This is a genomic window from Acidithiobacillus sp. (genome assembly GCF_049965315.1).
Lineage (GTDB): Bacteria > Pseudomonadota > Gammaproteobacteria > Acidithiobacillales > Acidithiobacillaceae > Acidithiobacillus_B.
On the sequence record NZ_JBMFWL010000008.1, the window covers coordinates 26,347 to 46,276 of the forward strand.

At 65.3% G+C, this 19,930-nt stretch carries 16 protein-coding genes and 1 tRNA gene; 1 reads left to right on the forward strand and 16 read right to left on the reverse strand.

Going from position 1 to position 19,930, the window contains the following annotated elements; genetic code table 11:
- Positions 1–14: 14 nt before the first annotated feature.
- The 9 genes from ACP5MM_RS03635 to ACP5MM_RS03675 all read right to left on the reverse strand — a co-directional run bounded on the left by ACP5MM_RS03635 (position 15) and on the right by ACP5MM_RS03675 (position 11,154).
- The gene (locus ACP5MM_RS03635; protein ID WP_427930902.1) at positions 15–356 is read right to left on the reverse strand and encodes a hypothetical protein; all 342 of its coding nucleotides are present in this window, start codon (positions 354–356) and stop codon (positions 15–17) included.
- A 41-nt stretch (positions 357–397) separates the two neighbouring features.
- A complete protein-coding gene (gene pepN / locus ACP5MM_RS03640) occupies positions 398–3,037 on the reverse strand; it encodes an aminopeptidase N (protein WP_427934132.1) in 2,640 nt (879 codons plus the stop codon).
- Positions 3,034–3,888 carry a thiol:disulfide interchange protein DsbG gene (dsbG, locus tag ACP5MM_RS03645; protein WP_427934133.1) on the reverse strand — a complete coding sequence of 285 codons (855 nt, stop codon included), beginning with the start codon at positions 3,886–3,888 and terminating at the stop codon, positions 3,034–3,036. The genes pepN and dsbG overlap by 4 nt, the downstream gene beginning before the upstream one ends.
- 96 nt (positions 3,889–3,984) lie before the next feature.
- A complete protein-coding gene (locus ACP5MM_RS03650) occupies positions 3,985–7,044 on the reverse strand; it encodes an error-prone DNA polymerase (RefSeq protein ID WP_427934134.1) in 3,060 nt (1,019 codons plus the stop codon).
- Positions 7,028–8,446: a Y-family DNA polymerase gene (locus tag ACP5MM_RS03655; protein ID WP_427934135.1), complete on the reverse strand. Its 1,419-nt coding sequence runs from the start codon at positions 8,444–8,446 to the stop codon at positions 7,028–7,030. The genes ACP5MM_RS03650 and ACP5MM_RS03655 overlap by 17 nt, the downstream gene beginning before the upstream one ends.
- A gap of 12 nt (positions 8,447–8,458) precedes the next feature.
- Positions 8,459–9,106, reverse strand: a complete 648-nt coding sequence (gene imuA, locus ACP5MM_RS03660) for a translesion DNA synthesis-associated protein ImuA (RefSeq protein ID WP_427934136.1) — start codon at positions 9,104–9,106, stop codon at positions 8,459–8,461.
- Positions 9,103–9,708: a transcriptional repressor LexA gene (lexA, locus tag ACP5MM_RS03665; RefSeq protein WP_427934137.1), complete on the reverse strand. Its 606-nt coding sequence runs from the start codon at positions 9,706–9,708 to the stop codon at positions 9,103–9,105. Before lexA ends, imuA begins: the two co-directional genes overlap by 4 nt.
- 392 nt (positions 9,709–10,100) lie before the next feature.
- Positions 10,101–10,739, reverse strand: a complete 639-nt coding sequence (locus tag ACP5MM_RS03670; protein WP_427930909.1) for a trimeric intracellular cation channel family protein — start codon at positions 10,737–10,739, stop codon at positions 10,101–10,103.
- A 339-nt stretch (positions 10,740–11,078) separates the two neighbouring features.
- Positions 11,079–11,154: transfer RNA gene (locus tag ACP5MM_RS03675), tRNA-Ala, on the reverse strand.
- 99 nt (positions 11,155–11,253) lie between these two features.
- On the opposite strand from ACP5MM_RS03675, the gene ACP5MM_RS03680 reads away from it, so the two are divergent.
- On the forward strand, positions 11,254–12,798 hold the full coding sequence (locus ACP5MM_RS03680) for an NFACT RNA binding domain-containing protein (RefSeq protein ID WP_427930910.1): 1,545 nt from the start codon (positions 11,254–11,256) through the stop codon (positions 12,796–12,798).
- Here ACP5MM_RS03680 and ACP5MM_RS03685 read toward each other — a convergent pair.
- The 7 genes from ACP5MM_RS03685 to flhB form a co-directional block, all read right to left on the reverse strand.
- Complete coding sequence (locus ACP5MM_RS03685) at positions 12,789–13,010, reverse strand: hypothetical protein (RefSeq protein WP_427930911.1); 222 nt, start codon at positions 13,008–13,010, stop codon at positions 12,789–12,791. The genes ACP5MM_RS03680 and ACP5MM_RS03685 overlap by 10 nt on opposite strands.
- A gap of 39 nt (positions 13,011–13,049) precedes the next feature.
- Positions 13,050–13,793: a flagellar motor protein gene (locus ACP5MM_RS03690; RefSeq protein ID WP_427930912.1), complete on the reverse strand. Its 744-nt coding sequence runs from the start codon at positions 13,791–13,793 to the stop codon at positions 13,050–13,052.
- Positions 13,794–13,901: 108 nt separating this feature from the next.
- Entirely contained in the window at positions 13,902–14,627 is a 726-nt protein-coding gene (fliA, locus tag ACP5MM_RS03695; RefSeq protein ID WP_427930913.1) for an RNA polymerase sigma factor FliA, read from the reverse strand.
- Complete coding sequence (locus tag ACP5MM_RS03700) at positions 14,624–15,484, reverse strand: MinD/ParA family protein (RefSeq protein ID WP_427930914.1); 861 nt, start codon at positions 15,482–15,484, stop codon at positions 14,624–14,626. Before ACP5MM_RS03700 ends, fliA begins: the two co-directional genes overlap by 4 nt.
- Positions 15,485–15,494: 10 nt before the next feature.
- Entirely contained in the window at positions 15,495–16,703 is a 1,209-nt protein-coding gene (flhF, locus tag ACP5MM_RS03705; protein ID WP_427930915.1) for a flagellar biosynthesis protein FlhF, read from the reverse strand.
- Positions 16,704–16,741: 38 nt separating this feature from the next.
- Positions 16,742–18,796, reverse strand: a complete 2,055-nt coding sequence (gene flhA / locus ACP5MM_RS03710; protein ID WP_427930916.1) for a flagellar biosynthesis protein FlhA — start codon at positions 18,794–18,796, stop codon at positions 16,742–16,744.
- Positions 18,793–19,929: a flagellar biosynthesis protein FlhB gene (gene flhB / locus ACP5MM_RS03715; protein ID WP_427930917.1), complete on the reverse strand. Its 1,137-nt coding sequence runs from the start codon at positions 19,927–19,929 to the stop codon at positions 18,793–18,795. The genes flhA and flhB overlap by 4 nt, the downstream gene beginning before the upstream one ends.
- Position 19,930 lies beyond the last annotated feature (1 nt).

A 19,930-nucleotide genomic window follows, 5' to 3' on the forward strand; every position in this document is an offset into this window, starting at 1 on the left:
AATCGCCCAGGGGATCACTCCAGATTTTCGCGCTTGCGCTCGACCATGTGCCCCAGCAGGGCAATCTCGTGGGCCAGGCAATACTCCTGGGGATTCACTTCCCATTCCACCATTTGCCGGCGATCCAGTCCGCCCGTATCGCAGGGCACTTCCAGCTCTTTGCAGGTCTTGGTTTCGTTGAGGAAGCCGGCCAGTTCGGCGATCTGGTTGCTCCCCAAGGCCGCTACGGCCTCGTCCAGGGTGAGGTTGTCCTTTCCTGTCAACTGTTCGGAAACGGCAATGGTAGCGGCATCAAGGGGGCTTTCGTCGGCCATGGCCAAGGCCCGCTGAACGGCGAGATTGCGATCTATGCTCATGTTTTTTCTCCTGCCACAGTGATGTAATAATGTTTTCCAGATTAGGACAGCTTGAGGGATTTCTCCAGTACCTCGCCGAGATCCCTGGATAAACCCGCCTTGCCCGCGAGGTCCTCCAAGGCTTGGCGCATGAGGTCCTGGCGGTGGACATCGTAGCGCTGCCAGCGGCTCAGGGGGGTGACCAGACGTGCGGCGATTTGCGGATTGAGCTCGTCAAGATGGCGGACCTGCGCGGCCAGAAAAGCATATCCCGAGCCGTCAGCGGCGTGAAAGGCCGTAGCGTTGGCGCCAAAACTCCCCAGTAGGGCGCGCACCCGGTTCGGCGTGCGCCAGTCAAAGGCCGGATGCTGCAACAGCGCCCGGGCCTTGGCCAGGGTATCGGGACGTGGCGCGCTCGCCTGAATGGCAAACCATTTGTCGATGACCAGGGGGTGCTGCTGCCAGCGCCGGTAGAAGTCGGCCAGAATATCGCTGACGTCGGCCTCGGGCTGATGCACCAAAAGACTGAAGGCCGCCAGATGGTCCGTCATGTTGTCGGCCTGCCGGTATTGTTGCCGTGTCCTGTCCAGATACGAGGCATCGCTGGCCAGCAGATAGGCCAGGGCCAGGTTGCGCAAGCGGCGCCGCCCGCTGCTGATGCCATCCCGGCGATAGGGGAAGGCGAGGCTTTCGTAAGCGGCCGCCCATTGTTCGCCAAAGGCCGACCCCATGGCCCGCCGCAACGCCTCCCGGGCGGAGTGGATGCCATCCACGTCGATGACGGCCATCTGTTCGCCCACATAATCTTCGCTGGGCAGGGTAAGCAGTTCGGCGCGGTAGGCCGGGTCCATCCGCGCGTCGCTGAGCACCGCCGCCAGGGCCCCGCGCAGGAATTCCGGCAAAAGTCCCGCCCTGTCGGGTTGGCCGATGGCCGCCAACAGGGCCTGGAGCGCCAGCCCTTGCATGGCCTCCCAGCGATTGAAGGGATCGTCGTCATGGCTGGCGAGGAAGGCCCGCTGGGCGTCGTCAAGCCCCATCTCCAGACGCACCGGCGCGGAAAAGCCCCGGAGCAGGGAGGGCACGGGGGCCTCGTGCAGATCCGTGAATATCCAGGTCTGCTCGGCCGTATCCAGCATGAGGATGCGTTCCCGCTCCCCTCCCCCATCTTCCTCCTGCCCGCGCAGGGGCATGGCCTGCCCCGCCGGGCTGAACAGGGCCATCCGCACCGGGATGGGCAGGGGCCGCTTTTCGGGCTGCCCCGGCGTGGGGGCCGTCTCCTGACGCAGGGTCAGGGAGTAGCGCTTTTGTACGGGATCATACCGCCCCGCGGCATGCACTACCGGCGTACCGGCCTGACTGTACCAGAGGCGGAAGGCGGCGAGATCCCTGCCCGTGGCCCCTTCCATGGCGGCCAGGAAGTCTTCAATGGTAACGGCCTGCCCGTCATGACGGGCGAAATAGAGGTCCATCCCCTGGCGGAATGCCGCGGCACCCAGGACGGTGTGGATCATGCGCACCACTTCGGCGCCCTTTTCGTAGACCGTCGCCGTGTAAAAGTTGTTGATCTCGATGTAGGCATCGGGACGGACCGGGTGGGCCAGGGGGCCGGCGTCCTCGGGGAACTGGGCGGCCCGCAGGCGGCGCACGTCGCCGATGCGCTGCACGCCGCGGGAGTTTTCGTCGGCGCTGAACTCCTGGTCCCGGAATACCGTGAGACCCTCCTTGAGGCTCAACTGGAACCAGTCGCGCAGGGTCACGCGGTTGCCCGTCCAGTTGTGGAAGTATTCGTGGGCAATGACGGATTCAATCCCCTGGTAATCGGTGTCGGTGGCGGTTTCGGGGCGGGCCAGGACGTATTTGGAATTGAAGATATTGAGGCCCTTGTTTTCCATGGCCCCCATATTGAAGGTGTCGGTGGCGACGATCATGTAGCGATCGAGGTCGTACTCGCGACCGTAGACCCGCTCATCCCAGGCCATGGCGCGCCGGAGGGCATCCATGGCCTGGGCGCAGGCGTCCAGATGGTGCGCCTCGACATAGATCTCCAGGGCGACATCGCGCCCGGAAGCGGTGCGGAAGTGGTCGCGCACGCAGCCCAGGTCTCCGGCCACCAGGGCAAAGAGATAACAGGGTTTGGGGAAAGGATCCTCCCAGCGCACCCAGTGCCTGCCATTGGGCTCCTCTCCGGCGGCGGTGCGATTGCCGTTGGCAAGCAGGACCGGATACGCACCCCGCTCGGCATGGAGGGTGACTCCAAAGCGGGCCAGCACGTCCGGCCGATCCAGATAATAGGTGATGCGGCGAAAGCCCTCGGCCTCACATTGGGTGATGAAATGGCCGTTGGCGAAGTACAGTCCGGACAAGGCGGTATTGGCCATGGGGCGGATCTGGACCAGGGTTTCGAGGACAAAATCCACGAGCGGATGCAGCAGCAGCAAGGCACCTTCTTCCAGGCGATACCGGTCCTTGGGCAGGGTCTGCCCATCCTGCCGGATCTCCAGCAGGGTCAGACCTTCCCCGCAGAGGCGCAAGGGCTGATCATCGGCCTCGGACTGGCGGCGCAGATGGAGGCGGGCGCGTACCAGGGTAAGCTCGGGGTCGAGCTGGATGTCGAGATCTACGGAATCGATGGCGAAGCGGGGCGGACGATAATCCTCGCGGCGGATGACCGGCGGTGCGGGGCTATGCGCGGGCGCGATCATTCCTTGCAGGCCCCACCCTGCAGATTGCCCAGTTGCCCCAGGAGCCCCGTCAAGCCCTCTTGGGGCAGGCCATGGATGACCTCCAGACCGGTTTTTTTGTTGCAGTAAATCAGGGTGGGGGTAGCCAGCTCGCCGCCCTTGGCCAGTAGCCGGGTGTTGTTTTCCACGGCCGCACGCAGCGCCGCCGGGGGATTGTCCATGGGCTTGATGCCGCCCTCTTCCGTGGCGGCGTCAAAGCCTTTCTCATTTTCGGCCATGGCGGCCTGGGGATCCTTTGCGCCGAGAATGGCTGCGGCCTTGGAGGCGCTGTTGGGCTTGAGGAAACCCACAATCACAAAACGCACGCGCAATTTGCCGGCGTTGATCAAGGGTTGGGCTTCTTCATAAAATTTATGGCAAAAGATGCAGTTGGGGTCCACAAAGGCGGTAATCTCGGGCCCGGTCTTGCCCAGGACGAAACCATTGGCCTCTTTGCTCGCCAATTGGGCAAAATCCGCAGGGGCCATGACCGTCGGCAGGAGATGGAGCTTTTCCATGGCCAGCCGCGTTTCATCCTGCCCTTGGGCATTCAGGAGAGGTCCTACGGCGAGATATTTCCCGCCCGGGGTGATCCAGGCCACCAGAGGGTGTTGATTGGCCTCGACGACCACTCCCGTCAGCCCTCCGGGACCGGGGAATACCTTTTTCGCCCGGGCCTGGCCATGGGTGACCGCATCGATGAGGCGCTCGGCGGCATCCAGTTTCACGCCGGCCTGAGCATTGCCAATGGGCAGGAAGCGGTCGGCAACGACGCCGCTGAGGCTGCCTACCACGAAAAGGGCGATGGCCATACCGATGGATTTTTTGTGCATAAGCTTTTCCTTATGAGCGTTTGCAGGTGCCGGAGCGGATTTCTTGATTCTAAACCGTGCATAGGGCGAAAGGCCAGCGCAGCCCCACCCCTTCCCTCAATGAAAATCCCGGGAAGACAGGGTCAGTCGCCCTAGCCAGGGACTCAGGTCGCGCAACTGGCTGGCGATGAGGTGAACGACCTCCCCTTCCCGCTCCAGGGTACCGCGCACACCCAGCAGTTGCGCCTGCAGGAGGACGCGACGATGGGCTTCCACCAGATCGCCCCGGACAATGACATTGAGCATGCCGGTCTCGTCTTCCAGGGTCAGGAAGATCGTGCCCTTGGCGGTGCCTGGCCGTTGCCGATTGATGACCAGCCCTGCCAGGGTCTGCAGGCTGCGCGTTCGCGCCTGACGCAGACGGGATACGGAGCGATAGCCATCCCGCTCCAGACGAGGGCGGAGAAACGCCAGGGGATGGGGACCGAGGCTGAGACCCAGTTGTGTATAGTCCGCGACGCAGGCCTGGGCCGGGCTTTCCGCGGGCAGAGGCACTTCCTCCTGCGCCGACTCGCGATAATCCAGGGCCAGGGGCGTGGCGGGAATCCTTCCCTGAATGGCCCACAAGGCGCCATGGCGATCACCGGCCATCCCATTGAGGGCCCCCGCCCGCGCCAGGATCTGCAGCAGATCCCTCTCCAACCCCGCTTCCTGGAGCAACTCCCGGATGGAAAAGTCCGGATGCTGCTCGCGCCATTGCAGCAGGCGCTGCATGCCCGCCGCAGGAAGGCCCTTGATCATGCGTAAACCCAGCCGCAGGGCGCCGTTCTCCACCCGGCTCTCGGCGTGGCTATGGCGCGCATCGACGGGCAGGACGGACACCCCATGGCGGCGGGCGTCCTGGACGATCTGCGCGGGGGCATAAAAGCCCATGGGCTGGCTGTTGAGGAGGGCGGCGGCAAAGATCGCCGGATGATGGCACTTGATCCAGGCGGAGGCGTAGACCAGCAGGGCGAAACTGGCTGCGTGGGACTCGGGAAAGCCGTATTCGGCAAAACCCTGGATCTGCTGGCAGAGACGCTCGGCAAAGGCGCCCGCGTAGCCCCGCGCCAGGAGTCCGGCAACCAGCTTGTCGGCGTAGGGACCCAGATTGCCCTGCCGGCGCCAGGCCGCCATGGCCCGGCGCAGGCCGTCGGCCTCATCGCCGTTGAATCCTGCCGCCTGCATGGCAATCTGCATGACCTGCTCCTGGAAAATGGGCACCCCCAGAGTGCGCTGCAGGACCTTTTCCACCTCCGGCCCCGGATAGGAAATCGGCTCCAGGCCCTGGCGGCGGCGCAGGTAGGGATGGACCATGTCGCCCTGAATGGGGCCGGGACGGACGATGGCCACTTCGATGACCAGATCATAAAAGGTGCGGGGCTGGAGGCGCGGCAGCATGGCCATCTGCGCCCGCGACTCCACCTGGAAAACCCCCAGGCTGTCGCCCCGCTGCAGCATGGCATAGACCTGGGGGTCTTCGGCCGGGATATCGCCCAGGGACATCCGGATTTCTCCCAAGGCCCGGCGCAGGACGGAAAGCATGCCCAGGGCGAGGATGTCCACCTTCAGGATGCCCAAGGCATCCAGGTCGTCCTTGTCCCATTGCAATACCGTGCGTCCGGCCATGGCGGCGGGCTCCACCGGCACCAGGTCCGGCAGAGGGGTGGCGGACAGGACCATGCCCCCCACATGCTGGGAGAGATGGCGGGGGAAACCCACCAGGGCATTCACCACCCCCATCAGCCGCTGCAGCGCCGGCGCCTCCGGGTCGAAGCCGGCCTCCCGCAAGCGTTCGGGGCGCACCTCCCGGCCATCCCACCAGGCCAGTCCTTTGCACAGTCGCGCCACCTCCGCGGCCGTGAAGCCCAGGGCGCGGGCGGCATCGCGCATGGCACTGCGCGGGCGGTAGTGGATGACCGTGGCGGTAAGGGCGGCATGCTCGCGGCCATAGCGTTGGAAGACATACTGGATCACCTCCTCGCGACGATCATGCTCGAAGTCCACGTCGATATCCGGCGGTTCATGGCGCTCCCGGGAGATGAAGCGTGCAAAGAGCAGATTCATGCGCGCCGGGTCCACCTCGGTGATGCCCAGGGCATAGCAGAGCACCGAGTTGGCCGCCGACCCCCGTCCCTGGCAGAGAATGCCGCGCGCCTTGGCAAAGGCCACGATGTCATGGACGGTCAGGAAATAGCCGGCATAATCCAGCTCCCGCACCAGTTCCAGCTCCCGGCGCAACTGTTCCTGCACCGGGACGGGTGGCATTTCCGGGTAACGCCGTTGCAGGCCCTCCCGGGCCAGTTGGGCCAGGTGGTCATCCCGCGCCATGCCGGCGGGGCAATCGCCGTCGGGATAGCGATAACGGAGGCTGTCGAGGGTGAAATGGCAGCGCTGGGCCAGGACATGGCTCTCCTGCAGGAGCGGGGCGGGATACAGGCCGGCCAGCACGGCCCGCGCGCGCAAGTGGCGCTCGCCGTTGGCGGCCAGATGGAAACCCGCCTCCGCCAGGGTGCATCGCTGGCGTACGGCCGTCAGCACATCCTGCAAGGCACGCCGGCTGCGCCGGTGCATATGCACGTCACCGCAGGCGACCAGAGGCAATCCCAGCGCCTCACCCCAGGCCTGCAGACGGCGCAGGCGCTCCCCATCGTCCCCCTCCCGCAGGAGTTCCACCCCCAGCCAGACCGCGGCGCTTCCCAGGGCCGCCACGCAGCCCCTGGCCCCCGGCAGCCAGCCGTCGTCGAGGCCGGGCCTCGGCAGGAGGATGGCCAGACAGCCGCCCACGCCCTCCAGATCGGCCAGGCAGGCGCGATATTGTCCTTTGGCGGCGCGCTGGCGGGCGCGGCTGATGAGTCGGGACAGGGCCGCATAACCCTTGCCATCGGCGACCAGCAGGACGATTTTTGGGCCATCCTCCAACTGCAGTTCCGTACCATGAATGATGGGCAGCCCCGCCGCCTTGCCCGCCAGGTGGGCGCGGGGGGCGCTGGCCAGGGAACATTCCTCGGTAATGGCCAAGGCACCATAGCCCAGCTCCCTGGCCCGCCCCACCAGTTCCTCCACATGGGATGCCCCGCGCAGAAAGCTGTAATTGCTCAGGCAATGGAGCTCGGCATAATCAGGCAAAGTAGCCATGAAGGAAATATCCGCCGCTGCGCAAGTCGCGGTAAACCCAGCAGCGGGAACCATCCGGACGGTGCAGGACGAAATAATCCCGCGCCACGTCCTGACCGTCCCACCACCCCCCTTCGATGCGTTCCACCTGATCCGCCGACGGCGCCGACGGCGCAGACAGCGCAACCGGCAGGGGCAGAGGTACCGGCAAGAGCCACAGGGGGCGGCGCGCAGTTCCGCCGCCGGCGGAGGCTCCTCCCGGCGCAACGCGGCGCCAGGCCCGCTCCGGGCGATGCTCCGCAACGGCTGCGACGCCCGCCACCGCGCCATCGCCCAGGCGCGCGCGCAGGCGTTCCACGAAGGACCAGAGGGCCTCCTCCTGCCCCTCTTCCCACCAGCCTTGCTGCTGTTCGCCATAGGCGCCGAGATCCGCGGCGGCAAGGCGCAAGGCGCGGATGGGCGCCGTCGAGGGCTTGCCTTCCAGGTGGCTCTGCCACAGGGCAAGGAGGGCCTCGGCATCGCGGCTGGGACGGCGCAGGGACAGGGAGAACGCTGCCTCTCCATCGCGCAGGATCAGTTGCAAACGCCAGGCTTGCGCGGCCTGGGCGCGCACCCGCAATTGCTCACAGAGATCCTGCAGGACCCGCCGCAAGGCAAAGCGCAGCCCCGACCAGGATTCCGCCTCGGCCGGGAGCTGCACCGTCATTGCCACCTTGGGGGCGAAGGCCAGGGAAGGACGCGGGTCCGGCGCCATTCCCGCGAGGCGATCCAGCAATTGGCCCAGGGATGGGCCAAACCTGCGCGCCAGTTGTTTCCGGGGTATCACCCAGAGCGCCTTGATCTGGCCCAGGCCCAAGGCCGCCAAGTCACGATGGGTTGCCTCGGGAAGGGGCAAGAGGGCGATGGGCAACTCCAGGCAATCGCGCTGCCACTGCTCAAGGGTGATGCAGCGGCCATGGTCTCGCCGCTGCGCCAGCAGCGCCGCCCCCAGGGGGGTCGGCGCAACCCCGATCCGCACCGCCACCCCCAAGTCCTGGAAGATCCGGCGCAAACGTCGCGCCACGCCCTCCACCCCGGCAAAAAGATGCGCACTCCCCTCCAGTTCCAGGGCGAGGGTAGGAAAGCATTCGGGCAGGAGCACCACTTGCGGGCCATGGGCATAGGCCAAGGCCGCCCAGCGGCGCAAGTTGGCCATTTCTCCAGCCCGATCACGTGCGCAAAGGCGCAGGGTGGGCAGCAGCGCCAAGGCCGCCGCCGTCCCCATCCCCGGCCGGATCCCTGCTTCATGGGCCAGAGCGTTCGTCTGCATCACCCGCTGCCGGCTGCCTGCGCCATCCACCAGGGCCACCGGCACGGGCTCGGGCAGGAGCCGATCCAGCAGATCCACGCCCAGACGCGGGAAGTGCAGCGCCAACCACAGCATGCCAATAAACCTCTAATGGCCGCCGGGCGCAAAGGACCAGGCCATTTGTTCGGGAAAGCTCAGCTCGCCCTCGCCCGGCAAACCGGCACGGCGTTTACGGACCTGCACGCGCAAGCCCGACGGCGTCGGTGCGAGACGCAAACGCAAGGCCGCCAGGCTATGGCCGCCCTCCTCCTCGGCCTTATGGAAGAAAAAGGCCACGCTCTGCCCTTCCTCCGCGGCCAGTTGCAGGCGCCGCAACTGGGCCGGCGCCAGAAAAGGCGGCCAGGCCAGCACGGCGCTGCAGGTCCCTCCACGCAAGGCCTGTTCCAGCACCCACAGGCTATCCAGACGCTTGCGGGGGTGTACCAGCAGCATGCGCGACAGATCAATGCCGGCGGCCGCCAGGGCCGGCGCATAAGGGAGATAAGGCGGCGTCAGCCACAAGACCCAGCGCTTTTCCCGGCGACTGAGCTCCGCCACGGCCGGCAAGACCAAGCGCAACTCGCCGATGCCGTCCACACTGCTGTAGATCTCCGTCAAGGCCCCTCGCGGCCACTCTCCCAGCACCGTATCCAGTGCCGGCCAGGCCGTGGCCACTCCCTGGGGGGCGGCGGCCTGGCCACGCCACAGCCGCTGCGGATGTTCCTGTAACAGTCGTTGCAACGCTTCCTGACTCATATACCCCTCCCCAAACGGATCAGACCGACCACCACTCCCTCAATGGCCAGGGTTTCCCGGCGCAAATCCACCACGATGGGAGAAAAATCCGGATTCTCCGGCAAGAGCAGCACACGATCGCCCTCCCGCCGCCAGCGTTTGACGGTGACCTCGCCATCCACCCGCGCCACCACCACCTGCCCGTCGCGCACTTCCTCGGTACGATGCACGGCCAGCAAATCGCCATCGAGGATGCCGGCATCGCGCATGCTCATCCCCTGCACCCGCAAGAGATAATCGGCGTTAGGCTGAAACAGGTGGGCATCGAGGCTGTAACGCCCCTCCAGATGCGCCTCGGCGAGGATCGGCTGACCCGCCGCCACCCGCCCCACCACCGCTAGCCCCGGCCGCTCCCGCAGGCGGATACCCCGGGCCGTACCCTCCCGGATCTCGATAAAACCCTTGCGGGCCAGGGCCCGCAAATGACTCTCCGCCGCATTGGGAGAGTGAAAGCCAAAGGCGTGCACCAACTCCATACGGGTAGGCGGCGAGCCATCCCCGGCCATCCGCTCTTGCAGCCAGGCCAGAATCTCCGCCTGGCGCTTGGTGAGTATCTGATCCATTGCGCGTTCTCCCGGTGCCACTCCATGGGTGCTGCCGATGGAACGGAAAAATCGCCCCGCCGAATACTGTAATTTTATACAGTATTCGGATAATGGCAAGCCCCGCTGTGGAAGGAAAATCCGCATTCAGCCACGCCAGCCAGTCCTCGGCGCTGGCCCAGCCCCAGAGCGATGCCATCGATTACGGCGCATCGCCCATCTCCGCTGGCCTTGGATCGGCCCCGCGGCAGCCCACAGATCGCCAGCGGCAAAAAGCCCCGGAGTCCGGGGCTTTGGTTTGGGCGTGATCGGCTTTAGGCCGCTCACGTCTTTGTGAACATTGCGATAATGACGCCCGAGCCGTTTCGCCAGCGCATAGATCGCCAAAGGATCGGCGTCGTCAGGGAGAGCGCTTATTCCTGAGCACTTCGGCGGGCTTTGGGCAAGGCCCAGTTGCGGTAGAGCGCCATCATGCGCAGGAAGAAAGTCAGCCCGGCCCCCAGGAGCAGCGCCTCCAGCGCAGGAACCCCCAGGCGCTCCCCCGCCACCACAACCAGTGCGCCTACGAAGGCCGCCGAGGCGTATATCTCCGCCCGAAGCACGACGGGCACCTGGGCGCAAAGGATGTCCCGCACCATGCCGCCGCCGATGCCGCTGATCACGCCCAGAATGGCGGCCATGAAAGGATCCAGTCCAAACTCCAGCGCTTTTTGCGCGCCGGCCGCCGCGAACACCCCGAGCCCCGCGGCGTCGAACAACAGTACCGGATGGCGCAGGCGCTCCAGGGAATGGTGAAAGCGGAAGCTCAACAGGCCGGCCATGAGGGCCAACGCCACCCCGTGCCAGTCTTTTATGGATTCGGGAGGAACGGCGCCGATGAGGACGTCCCGGAGGATGCCCCCGGATACGGCGGTCACCACCGCGAGGACGATCACGCCGAACAAGTCGAACTCCTTGCGCACGCCCAGCATGGCGCCGCTGATGGCGAAGGCCAGGAGGCCGGACCCATTCAACAACTGGATCAGAAAAAAAGAAGCGGGTATGGTCTGCATCGATGGATCACTCAAGGGTGTTCTGACGAGCCAAGGGCATTGCTCATGCCCCATCTTCTTTCGAATCCGGGCGATCTGCGGCGCGAAGATGCGCCTTCCCGGCCCGACATCGGGAAAACCCGGTGGCTTTGGCTTAAGAACGCGGCCATGCTCAAGGCCAACGAGGAGGAGCAACCGGAGAGTCTCCACCGGAAGAACTTCGAAACAGCGCCGACCTCCCGGATCCCGAAGAGGTTCCGGAACCTCTTGGCGCCCAAGGGCCGCCATCGGGGAGCGCGCCTGCCCAAAAGAAAAAACCCGCATTGCGCGGGCACCGGTACCAAAAATTCATGATGAATTTGGTGGAGCCAGGCGGGATCGAACCGCCGACCTCTTGAATGCCATTCAAGCGCTCTCCCAGCTGAGCTATGGCCCCGATGCGACGTAATATAAGGATTTGCCCCTCGGCTGTCAAATTGTTTTTGCGCAAATGTTCCGCGGCGGAGCCGGCGGCCGTCGGATTGATGGCTATGTTATGCTAGCCCTCATGGATACCCTGCAACTCGAATCGGCCGTGCAATGCCTCAAGCCCCTTTGCCGGGGCAAGATGCTCCAGCGGCTGGACGAATGGCCGGGCGGGATAGTGCTGCACTTCCGCGATGAGGCCGTGGCCCTCCTGGCCCATCGCGCGCCGCTGGGCCTTTGGCGGACCACCCGAAAGGAGGAGCAGCCGCCCCGGAGCGCCTTCGTCAAACAGCTCGCCCAACGGCTGCGCGGTTTTCGCCTGGAAGAGCTGTCCCTGCCCTGGGCCGACCGGATCGTTCGCCTTGATTTTTCCCGCACGCAATTGAGCAAGCGCGAAGATCGCCTCAGCCTCATCGCCGAATGCTTCGGCGGCAGGGGGAATATCGTCCTGCTCGATGCCGAGGCCCGCATCCGGCTGGCTTGGCGCTGGGATAGCCTGGAACAGGCCCGGCCGCGCTTTCTCCCCGGCGCAGTGTATGCCCCGGCAAACGATCGGCGCGGCGCCAGCGACGACCCCCTCCAGCGCGTGGCGCCCAGCTATCGCCCGGGGGACGAGGCCGGGCAGACCGCCCTGGCCGAAGCGCTGGCACACCGCCCCCAGGGCTGCCAGCCGTGGTGGCGTTTGCGCCGCGACGGTGCGGAAACCCTCTACCCCATCGTCATTCCCGGCTGGGACGTGCTGGCGGAGATCCCCTGGGAAAGCGCCATCGCCCTGCCCGCCGGCGCGCCCCCCAAGGATCTCGCCTACGCAGCCGCCCTGGCCCAGCGGGAGGCGCAGCAGCGCAAAAAACTGGACAATATCCGTGCCGACCTGGCGCGCTGGGAAGATCCGGAGCAATACCGGCGCTTGGCCCACGCCCTCTTCGCCCTGCCCGACGCCGTCCATCCCGGCGGCCCGCTCCATGCCCGGGACTATACGGTCGATCCGGTGCGCAGCATCCCCATCCCCGTGCCCGCCGGCAAGCGGCTCCACCAACAGGCCCAATGGTTGATGGCGCAGGCGCGGCGCAGCGAGCGCGGCCGCCGGCAGGCCCAGGCGCGTCTGGCGGCGCAAGGCGCAGAATGGGAACGGCTGCAGGCGGTCAGGACCGCCTGGGAACAAGGCAACGGCAACAGGGCCCTCGGGCGGCGCGGTGACCGGCCATTGCCGGGGCCCGGCAAAGCGTCGGAATCTTCGTCCGCAGCGGCTTCCGCTTCCACGCCTTTCGGCCGGATGTGGCTCGACGGCTTTGAATTGCTGTGGGGACGCAATGCCAGGGAAAATGACCGCCTCACCTTCCGCGTCGCCAACCCCTGGGATCTCTGGTTCCACGTGCAGGATTTGCCCGGCAGCCACGTGCTGTTGCGCCGGCCGCAGCGCAGCGCCACCGTCCCGGAGTCCGTCATCCATGGTGCCGCCCGCGTCGCCCTGCAGCAGAGCCAGTGCCGGGCCATGAGCGCCGAAGTGGACTGGACCGAAGCCCGCCATCTCCAGCGCCGCCCCGGCGGGGGACCTGGGGAAGTCATCTATCGCCACTTCCACAGCCGCCGCGTACGGCGGGATGATCAGGCGTAGTCATCGATGCGATGATCCGGATCCGTGTCCTTTCCGGGGGGACGGTCCTTTTGCCGCGGCGGCCTTTTCTCCGGCTTTTCCGCGCCGGGCCTTACGGGAAGCACGGGCGGTGTGGTACCCACCGGGGGAATCGTTGCATCGGCCATGGCGCGCTCCTGGAGAAGCTGTCCAGGGCTTTTGAAAATGGCGTAGGGCCGCACATCCGTGCCCATGCCGTTCCCAGGCTCAAGAATCTGCAAGCATAGACTTTTTCAGCGGGCGTAGAAACTCTGCAGCCGGCTCTCGATGATCTTGGGATTTTCGCCCTCGGCAATGGCCACCAGTCCTTCGATGATCATCTCGCGCAGGTAGCTTTGCTCATGCACCACCCCTTTCAATTTGTTGGAGATGGGCAGAAACAGGAGGTTGGCCGAACCCACGCCATAAATCGTGGCGACGAAGGCGGTAGCGATGCCGGCGCCCAGCTTGGCGGGGTCGGCGAGGTTTTCCATCACATGGATCAGCCCCAATACGGCGCCGAGGATGCCGATGGTCGGGGCATAACCCCCGGCGGATTCAAAGACCTTGGCCGCCTGGCGATCAAGTTCCTCGCGGGCCAGAAGCTCCACTTCCAGGGTGGCGCGAATCTTTTCCGGCTCGGTCCCGTCCACCAGCATCTGCAGGCCTTTTTGCAGGAATGGGTCGGCAATGGAATCCACCAGACCCTCCAAAGCCAGCAGGCCATTCTTACGGGCGGTGTTGCTCCATTCCAGGATCTTTTCCACGATGGGTTGGGGCGCGGTCCTGGGCGGGAAGATCATCCACGGAAGCATCTTCAATGCCTTGATGAAAATCGGCATGGTGTACTGGATCATGACGGCGCCGGTGGTACCGCCGATAACGATGATAAAGGCCGTCAACTGCAGGATGGAAGCGACTTTCCCGCCCTCCAGCATCTGCCCCAACAGAATCCCGCCCAAACCCAGGAGCAAGCCGGCGATGGTCAGGATATCCATGCGAGCTCCCGAGCCGCGAGCAATGCCTGCGATCCGCGAAAAAACGGCAAGTCCGCCGCGGCAACGAGAAGGCCCCCGGCGGAGCGGTGCGCCCTTCCCCCATCGCCCTCACGAAGCATCGGACCATTCCAACAGCATGCTGCGCAGGCGCAGGGTGGCCTGGCGGAGAAGTTGGCTGACGCGGGATTCGCTGATATCGAGCACCTCGCCCACTTCCTTGAGGGTCAGGTCTTCCTGATAATAGAGGGCGAGCACCAATTGCTCCTTCTCCGGCAATTGCGTAATCCCCGCCTCCAGATCCCGGGCGAATTCGGCGGAGCTGAGGATCGCCTCGGCGCTGGCCTGCTCATCACGCAAATAGCGCCCGGCATAGGCGTCATGGCCCTCGGCCAGGTCTTCCAGATAGAGGAGTTGATTGCCCCCGCTGGCGACGGCGGCGTGGTAGGCGGACAAGGACCAGCCCAACTCCTGGGCTATTTCTTCATCGCTGGGGGAACGAGCCTTTTTTTGCTCCAGCCGGGCAATGGCCTTGGCAATGCTCTGCTCCTTGGCGCGGGCACGGCGGGGCAGCCAGTCCTGGGCGCGTAGTTCGTCCAGGATCGCACCGCGAATGCGCGCGCTGGCATAGGCCGCGAAGCCCGCTCCCTCTCCTTCGGGCTGGTTGTTGAGCGCATCCATCAGGCCCATCATGCCGGCCTGGAGGAGGTCGCCCAGCTCGATATTGGCGGGCAGGCGGGCGATGATGCGCTGCGCCACCCGTTGCACCAGGGGCGCATAACGTACCACCTGGGCATCCCGCGCCACCCGCTGATCCAGGGAGAGGGCGGTACTCATGCGCCTTGCACGACGGGCGAGCCACCAACCAGTTGCTCGACGAAAAACTCCAGATGCCCGCTGGGCCCCTGGGGCATGGGCCAGTTGCGCACGGTGTGGGCCAAGGCCCGAAAGGCCCCGGCGGCGGGACTGGAGGGGTACAGTTCGACCACGGCCCGCTGCGCCCGCACCGCGCCGCGCAGCGCCGGGTCCAGGGGAATACTGCCCACCAGGTCGAGGGTTACGTCCAGGTAACGGTCGGCAACGGCGGCCACCCGCTGGAAGAGGAGCTGCCCTTCGCGGGCATCCCGAACCATGTTGGGCAGGATGCGGAAGCGGCGTTGACCGTAATCGCGGCTAAGGACCTTGATCAGGGCGTAGGCATCGGTGATGGAAGCGGGCTCATTGGAAACCACCACCATCAGGTCCTGGGCAGCGCAACTAAAGGTCAGGACATCGCCCGCGATGCCGGCGGCCGTATCGATGAGCAGAAAATCCACCGCCAGGTCGAGGCTGCTGACGGCATGCACCAAGGCCGCCCGGGCCTGGGCATCCAGAATGGCCATATTGGCAATACCGCTGGCGGCAGGCAGGATGAGGATATCCTGGGGGCCGCGGACGAGCACCTCGTCGATGCGCCGTTCCCCGCTGAGCACATGGGACAGGTTGTAACGCGGCGACAGGCCCAGGAGGATATCGATGTTGCCCAAGCCCAGATCCGCATCGAAGACCAGGGGTCTGGCCCCCAGTTGCGCCAGGGCAATGGCCAGGTTGACCACGACGTTGGTCTTGCCCACTCCCCCCTTGCCGCTGGCCACTGCAATGACCTTTACCGGTTTTCTTGCCCGCATCCTGCGTAAGCCTTCCGCCTGATCCATCACGCGCTCCTCAGGCGATGCATTCCTCTTGTTTAGCGGCATGATACCGGTATTGTGCCGGTGCCGCCATGGCCGCGCCATGCTCCGCCGCCAGCATGTGCGCGATGAGCGCTTCCCACCGGGCGCTGTGCAAGTCTTCGGGGACCCGCTGTCCATCGCTGAAAAAGCACAGGGGGAGCGACTGCTCGGCCAGCCATTCCAGGGCAGCACCAAAGGCCGGTGACTCGTCGACCTTGGACAGGATAGCCCCATCCAGCGGCAAGCGCAGGTACGGCGACAACACCGCCGGCAGGCTTTTGCCGCTCAGGCCGGCGTTGACCAGCAGCAATTTGCGGACCTTGGACCCCAGATCCCCCAACCAGTGGAGTTGCTCCTCCAGGCGCGGGTCGCGGGGGCTCATGCCGATGGTGTCGATAAACACCCAGGTCCGGTCCCGATGCCGCTCCAGGGCGCAAAGGAGATCCTCGGGGCTGCGGATCACGTCCACCGGCACCCCCAGGATGCGCCCGTAGATCCCGAGCTGCTCCACGCCGGCGATCCGGTAGGTATCGGTGGTCATCAAGGCCACGGAACGGGGGCCATGGCGCAGCACTTGGCGCGCGGCCAGCTTGGCAATGCTGGTGGTTTTTCCCGAACCGGTGGGGCCGAGGACGGCAAAGACGCCGCCCTTGCCCAGGGGATCGGCGGCAATGGACAAGCGCCCCGCCAAGCCCTCCTGCAAGGCGCTTTCCAGTTCGCCGCTGCCCAGTTCCGCCAACTGCGCCGCCCACTCGGGCGAAAAGCCCAGATCCATAAAGCGCTCGCGGGAGGGCTGCTCCATCGCCCCCCCCCAGCGCGCTTCCACCAGACGACGCAAGGCATTGAGTTCGCTATGCAGATGGGCAAGTTCGGCAGGCGCCGCGCTGGCACTGCCCTGGGGCTTGCTGCGCCCGTTCATGGCTGGCGTCCGCTCCTTATCCCCAGCGACGCCAGGGCCTCTGCCCGGGCCTTCTGCGGCACGCGGCTGGGGTTCCGCCTCAGCCAGCAGGGGTTCGGGCCAAGCCAGCGCGGGCTGACTGCTCGCTCCCCACTGTTTTTCGTCAAAGTCGATGGCCGTTACGATCTCTACGCCGCCATCCACCTCGCGATTGGAGAGAATGACCGCGTCCGGCCCGAGCGTGTTGCGGATGTTCTGCAAGACCTCACGGGTGTTCGCGCCACTGAAACGCCTGATTTTCATGGGTAGATCTCCCTATCCTCTGCTGGACCGGCAGCGCCCTACGCACCCAGCGTGGCCACGACCCTGATCCTCTTGTTGTCCGGTACCTCTGCGTAAGACAGCACCCGCATGCGCGGCGCAGTGCGGGCCAGGAATCGTGCCAGGAAGGCGCGCATGGGAGCCATGGCCAACAGGACCGGCTGCATCCCTCCCGCTTCCATCTGCTGCATCAACTCCCCTGCCCGTTCCAGAACCCTCTGTGCCAAACCGGGCTCCAGGGTCTCGCCGCTGCTGTTGCGCAAGCTCTCTTGCAACAACTGTTCCAGTTGCCCATCGAGAACGGCCACGGGGAGTTCCGCCTGACCGGGAAAGAGGGATTGGACGATGAACGGCCCGAGGGCGGCGCGCACCACGGCGGTCAATTCGTCAACATCCTGGCTCTGCGGGGCATGTTCCGCCAAAATTTCGACAATCGTCCGCATGTCGCGGATGGGCACACCTTCGCTGAGGAGATTTTGCAGGACCTTTTTCAGCTTGTCGGCGGACAGCAGCTTGGGGATGACGTCTTCCACCAGCTTGGGGGATCGCGTCGCCAGATGGGACAGCAGCCCCTCCACCTCCTCCCGCCCGAGGAGTTCGGCCGCATGCCCCTGCAGGATCTGGTGCAGATGGGTGGCGACCACCGTGGCGGGGTCCACCACGGTATAGGCCAGGGCCAGCGCCTTTTCCCGTTGATCCTTGTTGATCCAGACCGCAGGCAGGCCAAAGGCCGGGTCCGTGGTGGCGGTGCCCGGCAATGCCCCCAGGACGTTGCCGGGGTTGATGGCCATCAGCAGATCGGGAAAGACCTCGCCGGCGGCAATCTCCACGCCCTTGACGGTAATGCGATACCCCGTAGGCCGCAGTTCCAGATTGTCCCGCACATGCACGGAGGGCACCAGAAAGCCCATTTCCTGGGCGAACTTCTTGCGCACACCGCGGATCCGTGCCAGCAACTCGCCGCCCTGGCCTTTGTCCACCAGGGGAATGAGCCGGTAGCCCACCTCCAGACCCAAAGGATCCACCGGCTCGACGCTGTTCCAGGTGACTTCCTCCACTTCCGCTGCCGGCGGCGCCCCTTGCTCCACCTCCTGGGGTACGCGGCGCCTCGACCGGTACCAGACGATGCCCGCCAGGACCAGCGCCGCGCCCAGGAAGGAGAAATGCGGCATGCCGGGGATCAGACCCAGCAGGCCGATGATGCCGGCGACAATCATCAGCACCTCCTGTCGGTTGAAAATCTGGCCGATGAGCTGGCGGCCCAGATCCTGTCCGGTGGGCACGCTGCTCACCACCAGGCCGGCGGCGATGGAGATGACCAGGGCCGGGATCTGCGCCACCAGCGCGTCACCGATGCTGAGCAGGGTATAATCATGGGCGGCGTCGGAAAGGCTCAGGCCATGCTGCCAGATACCGATCACCAAGCCGCCGATCAGGTTGATGAAGAGGATGAGAATGGCGGCGACGGCATCGCCGCGCACAAACTTGCTGGCGCCGTCCATGGCGCCGAAGAAATCCGCCTCCTGGGCAATCTCGCTGCGCCGATGCCTGGCCTCCTCCTGATTGATGATGCCGGCATTGAGATCGGCATCAATGGCCATTTGCTTGCCGGGCATGGCGTCCAGGGTAAAGCGGGCGCTGACCTCGGCAATGCGTCCGGCACCCTTGGTGACCACCACGAAATTGATGATGACCAGAATGGCGAAGACGATGATGCCCACCGCATAATCGCCGCCCACCACGAACTCCCCGAAGGCCTCGATCACCTGCCCGGCCGCCCCGGCGCCATTTTGTCCATGCAGCAGGATGACCCGCGCGGCCGCCACGTTGAGGGACAGGCGCAGCAAAGTGGTGAGCAGCAGCGCCGTGGGGAAGGCGGCGAACTCCAGGGGCTTTACCATGTACAGGCTGACCAGCAGGATCACCAGGGCAATACTGATGTTGAAGGTGAAAAAGATGTCCAGCATGAAGGTGGGCAGGGGAATGATGAGCATGATCAGGACCATGATCACCAGCAGCGGCGCCGCCAAAGTGTGCCAGTCGAGACGTTTCCAGAGCGTATTCATGGTGCTCATGAGCGCTTGTCCTCCGGATCCAGTTCAGGGGGGACCGACCACTGCGCAGGCAGGGGAGGGACATTCTGCGGCGGCGCAGTACGTAACTGATACAGGTAGGCGAGCAGCTCGGCCACGGCGCGATAGAGCGGCACCGGGATCTCCTGCTCCAGCTCCACATGGTAGTAGAGGGCGCGCGCCAGGGGTGGCGCCTCCACCACCGGAATCTGGTATTGCCCGCCCAATTCGCGGATGCGCTGCGCCACCAGATCGGCGCCCTTGGCCAGCACCACGGGGGCGCGCGTTTCTCCTTCGGCGTAGCGCAGGGCTACGGCATAATGGGTTGGATTGGCGACGATGACGTCGGCCTTGGGTACCGCCTCCATCATCCGTTTGCGGGCCTGCTCGCGCTGCACCGAGCGCACCCGCGCCTTGATTTGGGGGTTGCCGTCCGTCTCTTTCACTTCATCCTGCACTTCCTGACGAGACATCTTCAGTTTTTCGTTCAAGGTCCAGATCTGAAAAGGCACATCGAAAAGCACGATGACCAGGGTGGCGGCCGAAAGCCAGAGAAAAATGAAGCCGGCAATGTGCATGAGGTGGAGCAGGGAGCGGTCGGGGGACTCCATGATCAGCCCCAGCAGGGCGCCGCGCTGGGACCACAGCAGGGTCACGCCGATGCCCCCCACCACCAGGGTCTTGAGCACGGCCTTGACGAGTTCCAGCAGGCCATGTTTGGAAATGATCCGCTGGACGCCGGAAACGGGATCGAGCCGCGTCCAATCCGGCGCCAGGGCCGCGAAACTGAAGGCCCACCCGCCAATGGCCAACCCCGCCAACAGCGCCGCCACGACCAGCATTAGAAAAAAAGGCAGGACCGTCTGCACCATCTGCTCCAGCAGGGCGGCGAAGTGGCGCAGGAGGTCCTGATGGGAATAAAAAATGGGTCCGGAGAGCTGCAATCCCCCGTGCAACAAGGCCAGAGACTGGTCATAGATGCCCTTGGCGCCCATGGTGAAGGCCGTAGCGGAAGCCAACAGAACGGCACTGGTGGAGAGCTCCCGGGAACGGGCGATCTGGCCTTTCTTGCGCGCATCCTGGCGGCGTTTGGGGGAGGCCGCCTCGGTACGTTCCTGCGCTGTCTCTTCCGCCATG

What these genes read in the sequence shown, in the direction of transcription:
- ACP5MM_RS03635 (WP_427930902.1), bottom strand. Translation starts at nt 356, where the DNA reads ATGAGCATAGATCGCAATCTCGCCGTTCAGCGGGCCTTGGCCATGGCC.
- pepN (WP_427934132.1), bottom strand. Translation starts at nt 3,037, where the DNA reads ATGATCGCGCCCGCGCATAGCCCCGCACCGCCGGTCATCCGCCGCGAG.
- dsbG (WP_427934133.1), bottom strand. Translation starts at nt 3,888, where the DNA reads ATGCACAAAAAATCCATCGGTATGGCCATCGCCCTTTTCGTGGTAGGC.
- ACP5MM_RS03650 (WP_427934134.1), bottom strand. Translation starts at nt 7,044, where the DNA reads ATGGCTACTTTGCCTGATTATGCCGAGCTCCATTGCCTGAGCAATTAC.
- ACP5MM_RS03655 (WP_427934135.1), bottom strand. Translation starts at nt 8,446, where the DNA reads ATGCTGTGGTTGGCGCTGCACTTCCCGCGTCTGGGCGTGGATCTGCTG.
- imuA (WP_427934136.1), bottom strand. Translation starts at nt 9,106, where the DNA reads ATGAGTCAGGAAGCGTTGCAACGACTGTTACAGGAACATCCGCAGCGG.
- lexA (WP_427934137.1), bottom strand. Translation starts at nt 9,708, where the DNA reads ATGGATCAGATACTCACCAAGCGCCAGGCGGAGATTCTGGCCTGGCTG.
- ACP5MM_RS03670 (WP_427930909.1), bottom strand. Translation starts at nt 10,739, where the DNA reads ATGCAGACCATACCCGCTTCTTTTTTTCTGATCCAGTTGTTGAATGGG.
- ACP5MM_RS03680 (WP_427930910.1), top strand. Translation starts at nt 11,254, where the DNA reads ATGCTAGCCCTCATGGATACCCTGCAACTCGAATCGGCCGTGCAATGC.
- ACP5MM_RS03685 (WP_427930911.1), bottom strand. Translation starts at nt 13,010, where the DNA reads ATGGGCACGGATGTGCGGCCCTACGCCATTTTCAAAAGCCCTGGACAG.
- ACP5MM_RS03690 (WP_427930912.1), bottom strand. Translation starts at nt 13,793, where the DNA reads ATGGATATCCTGACCATCGCCGGCTTGCTCCTGGGTTTGGGCGGGATT.
- fliA (WP_427930913.1), bottom strand. Translation starts at nt 14,627, where the DNA reads ATGAGTACCGCCCTCTCCCTGGATCAGCGGGTGGCGCGGGATGCCCAG.
- ACP5MM_RS03700 (WP_427930914.1), bottom strand. Translation starts at nt 15,484, where the DNA reads ATGGATCAGGCGGAAGGCTTACGCAGGATGCGGGCAAGAAAACCGGTA.
- flhF (WP_427930915.1), bottom strand. Translation starts at nt 16,703, where the DNA reads ATGAAAATCAGGCGTTTCAGTGGCGCGAACACCCGTGAGGTCTTGCAG.
- flhA (WP_427930916.1), bottom strand. Translation starts at nt 18,796, where the DNA reads ATGAGCACCATGAATACGCTCTGGAAACGTCTCGACTGGCACACTTTG.
- flhB (WP_427930917.1), bottom strand. Translation starts at nt 19,929, where the DNA reads ATGGCGGAAGAGACAGCGCAGGAACGTACCGAGGCGGCCTCCCCCAAA.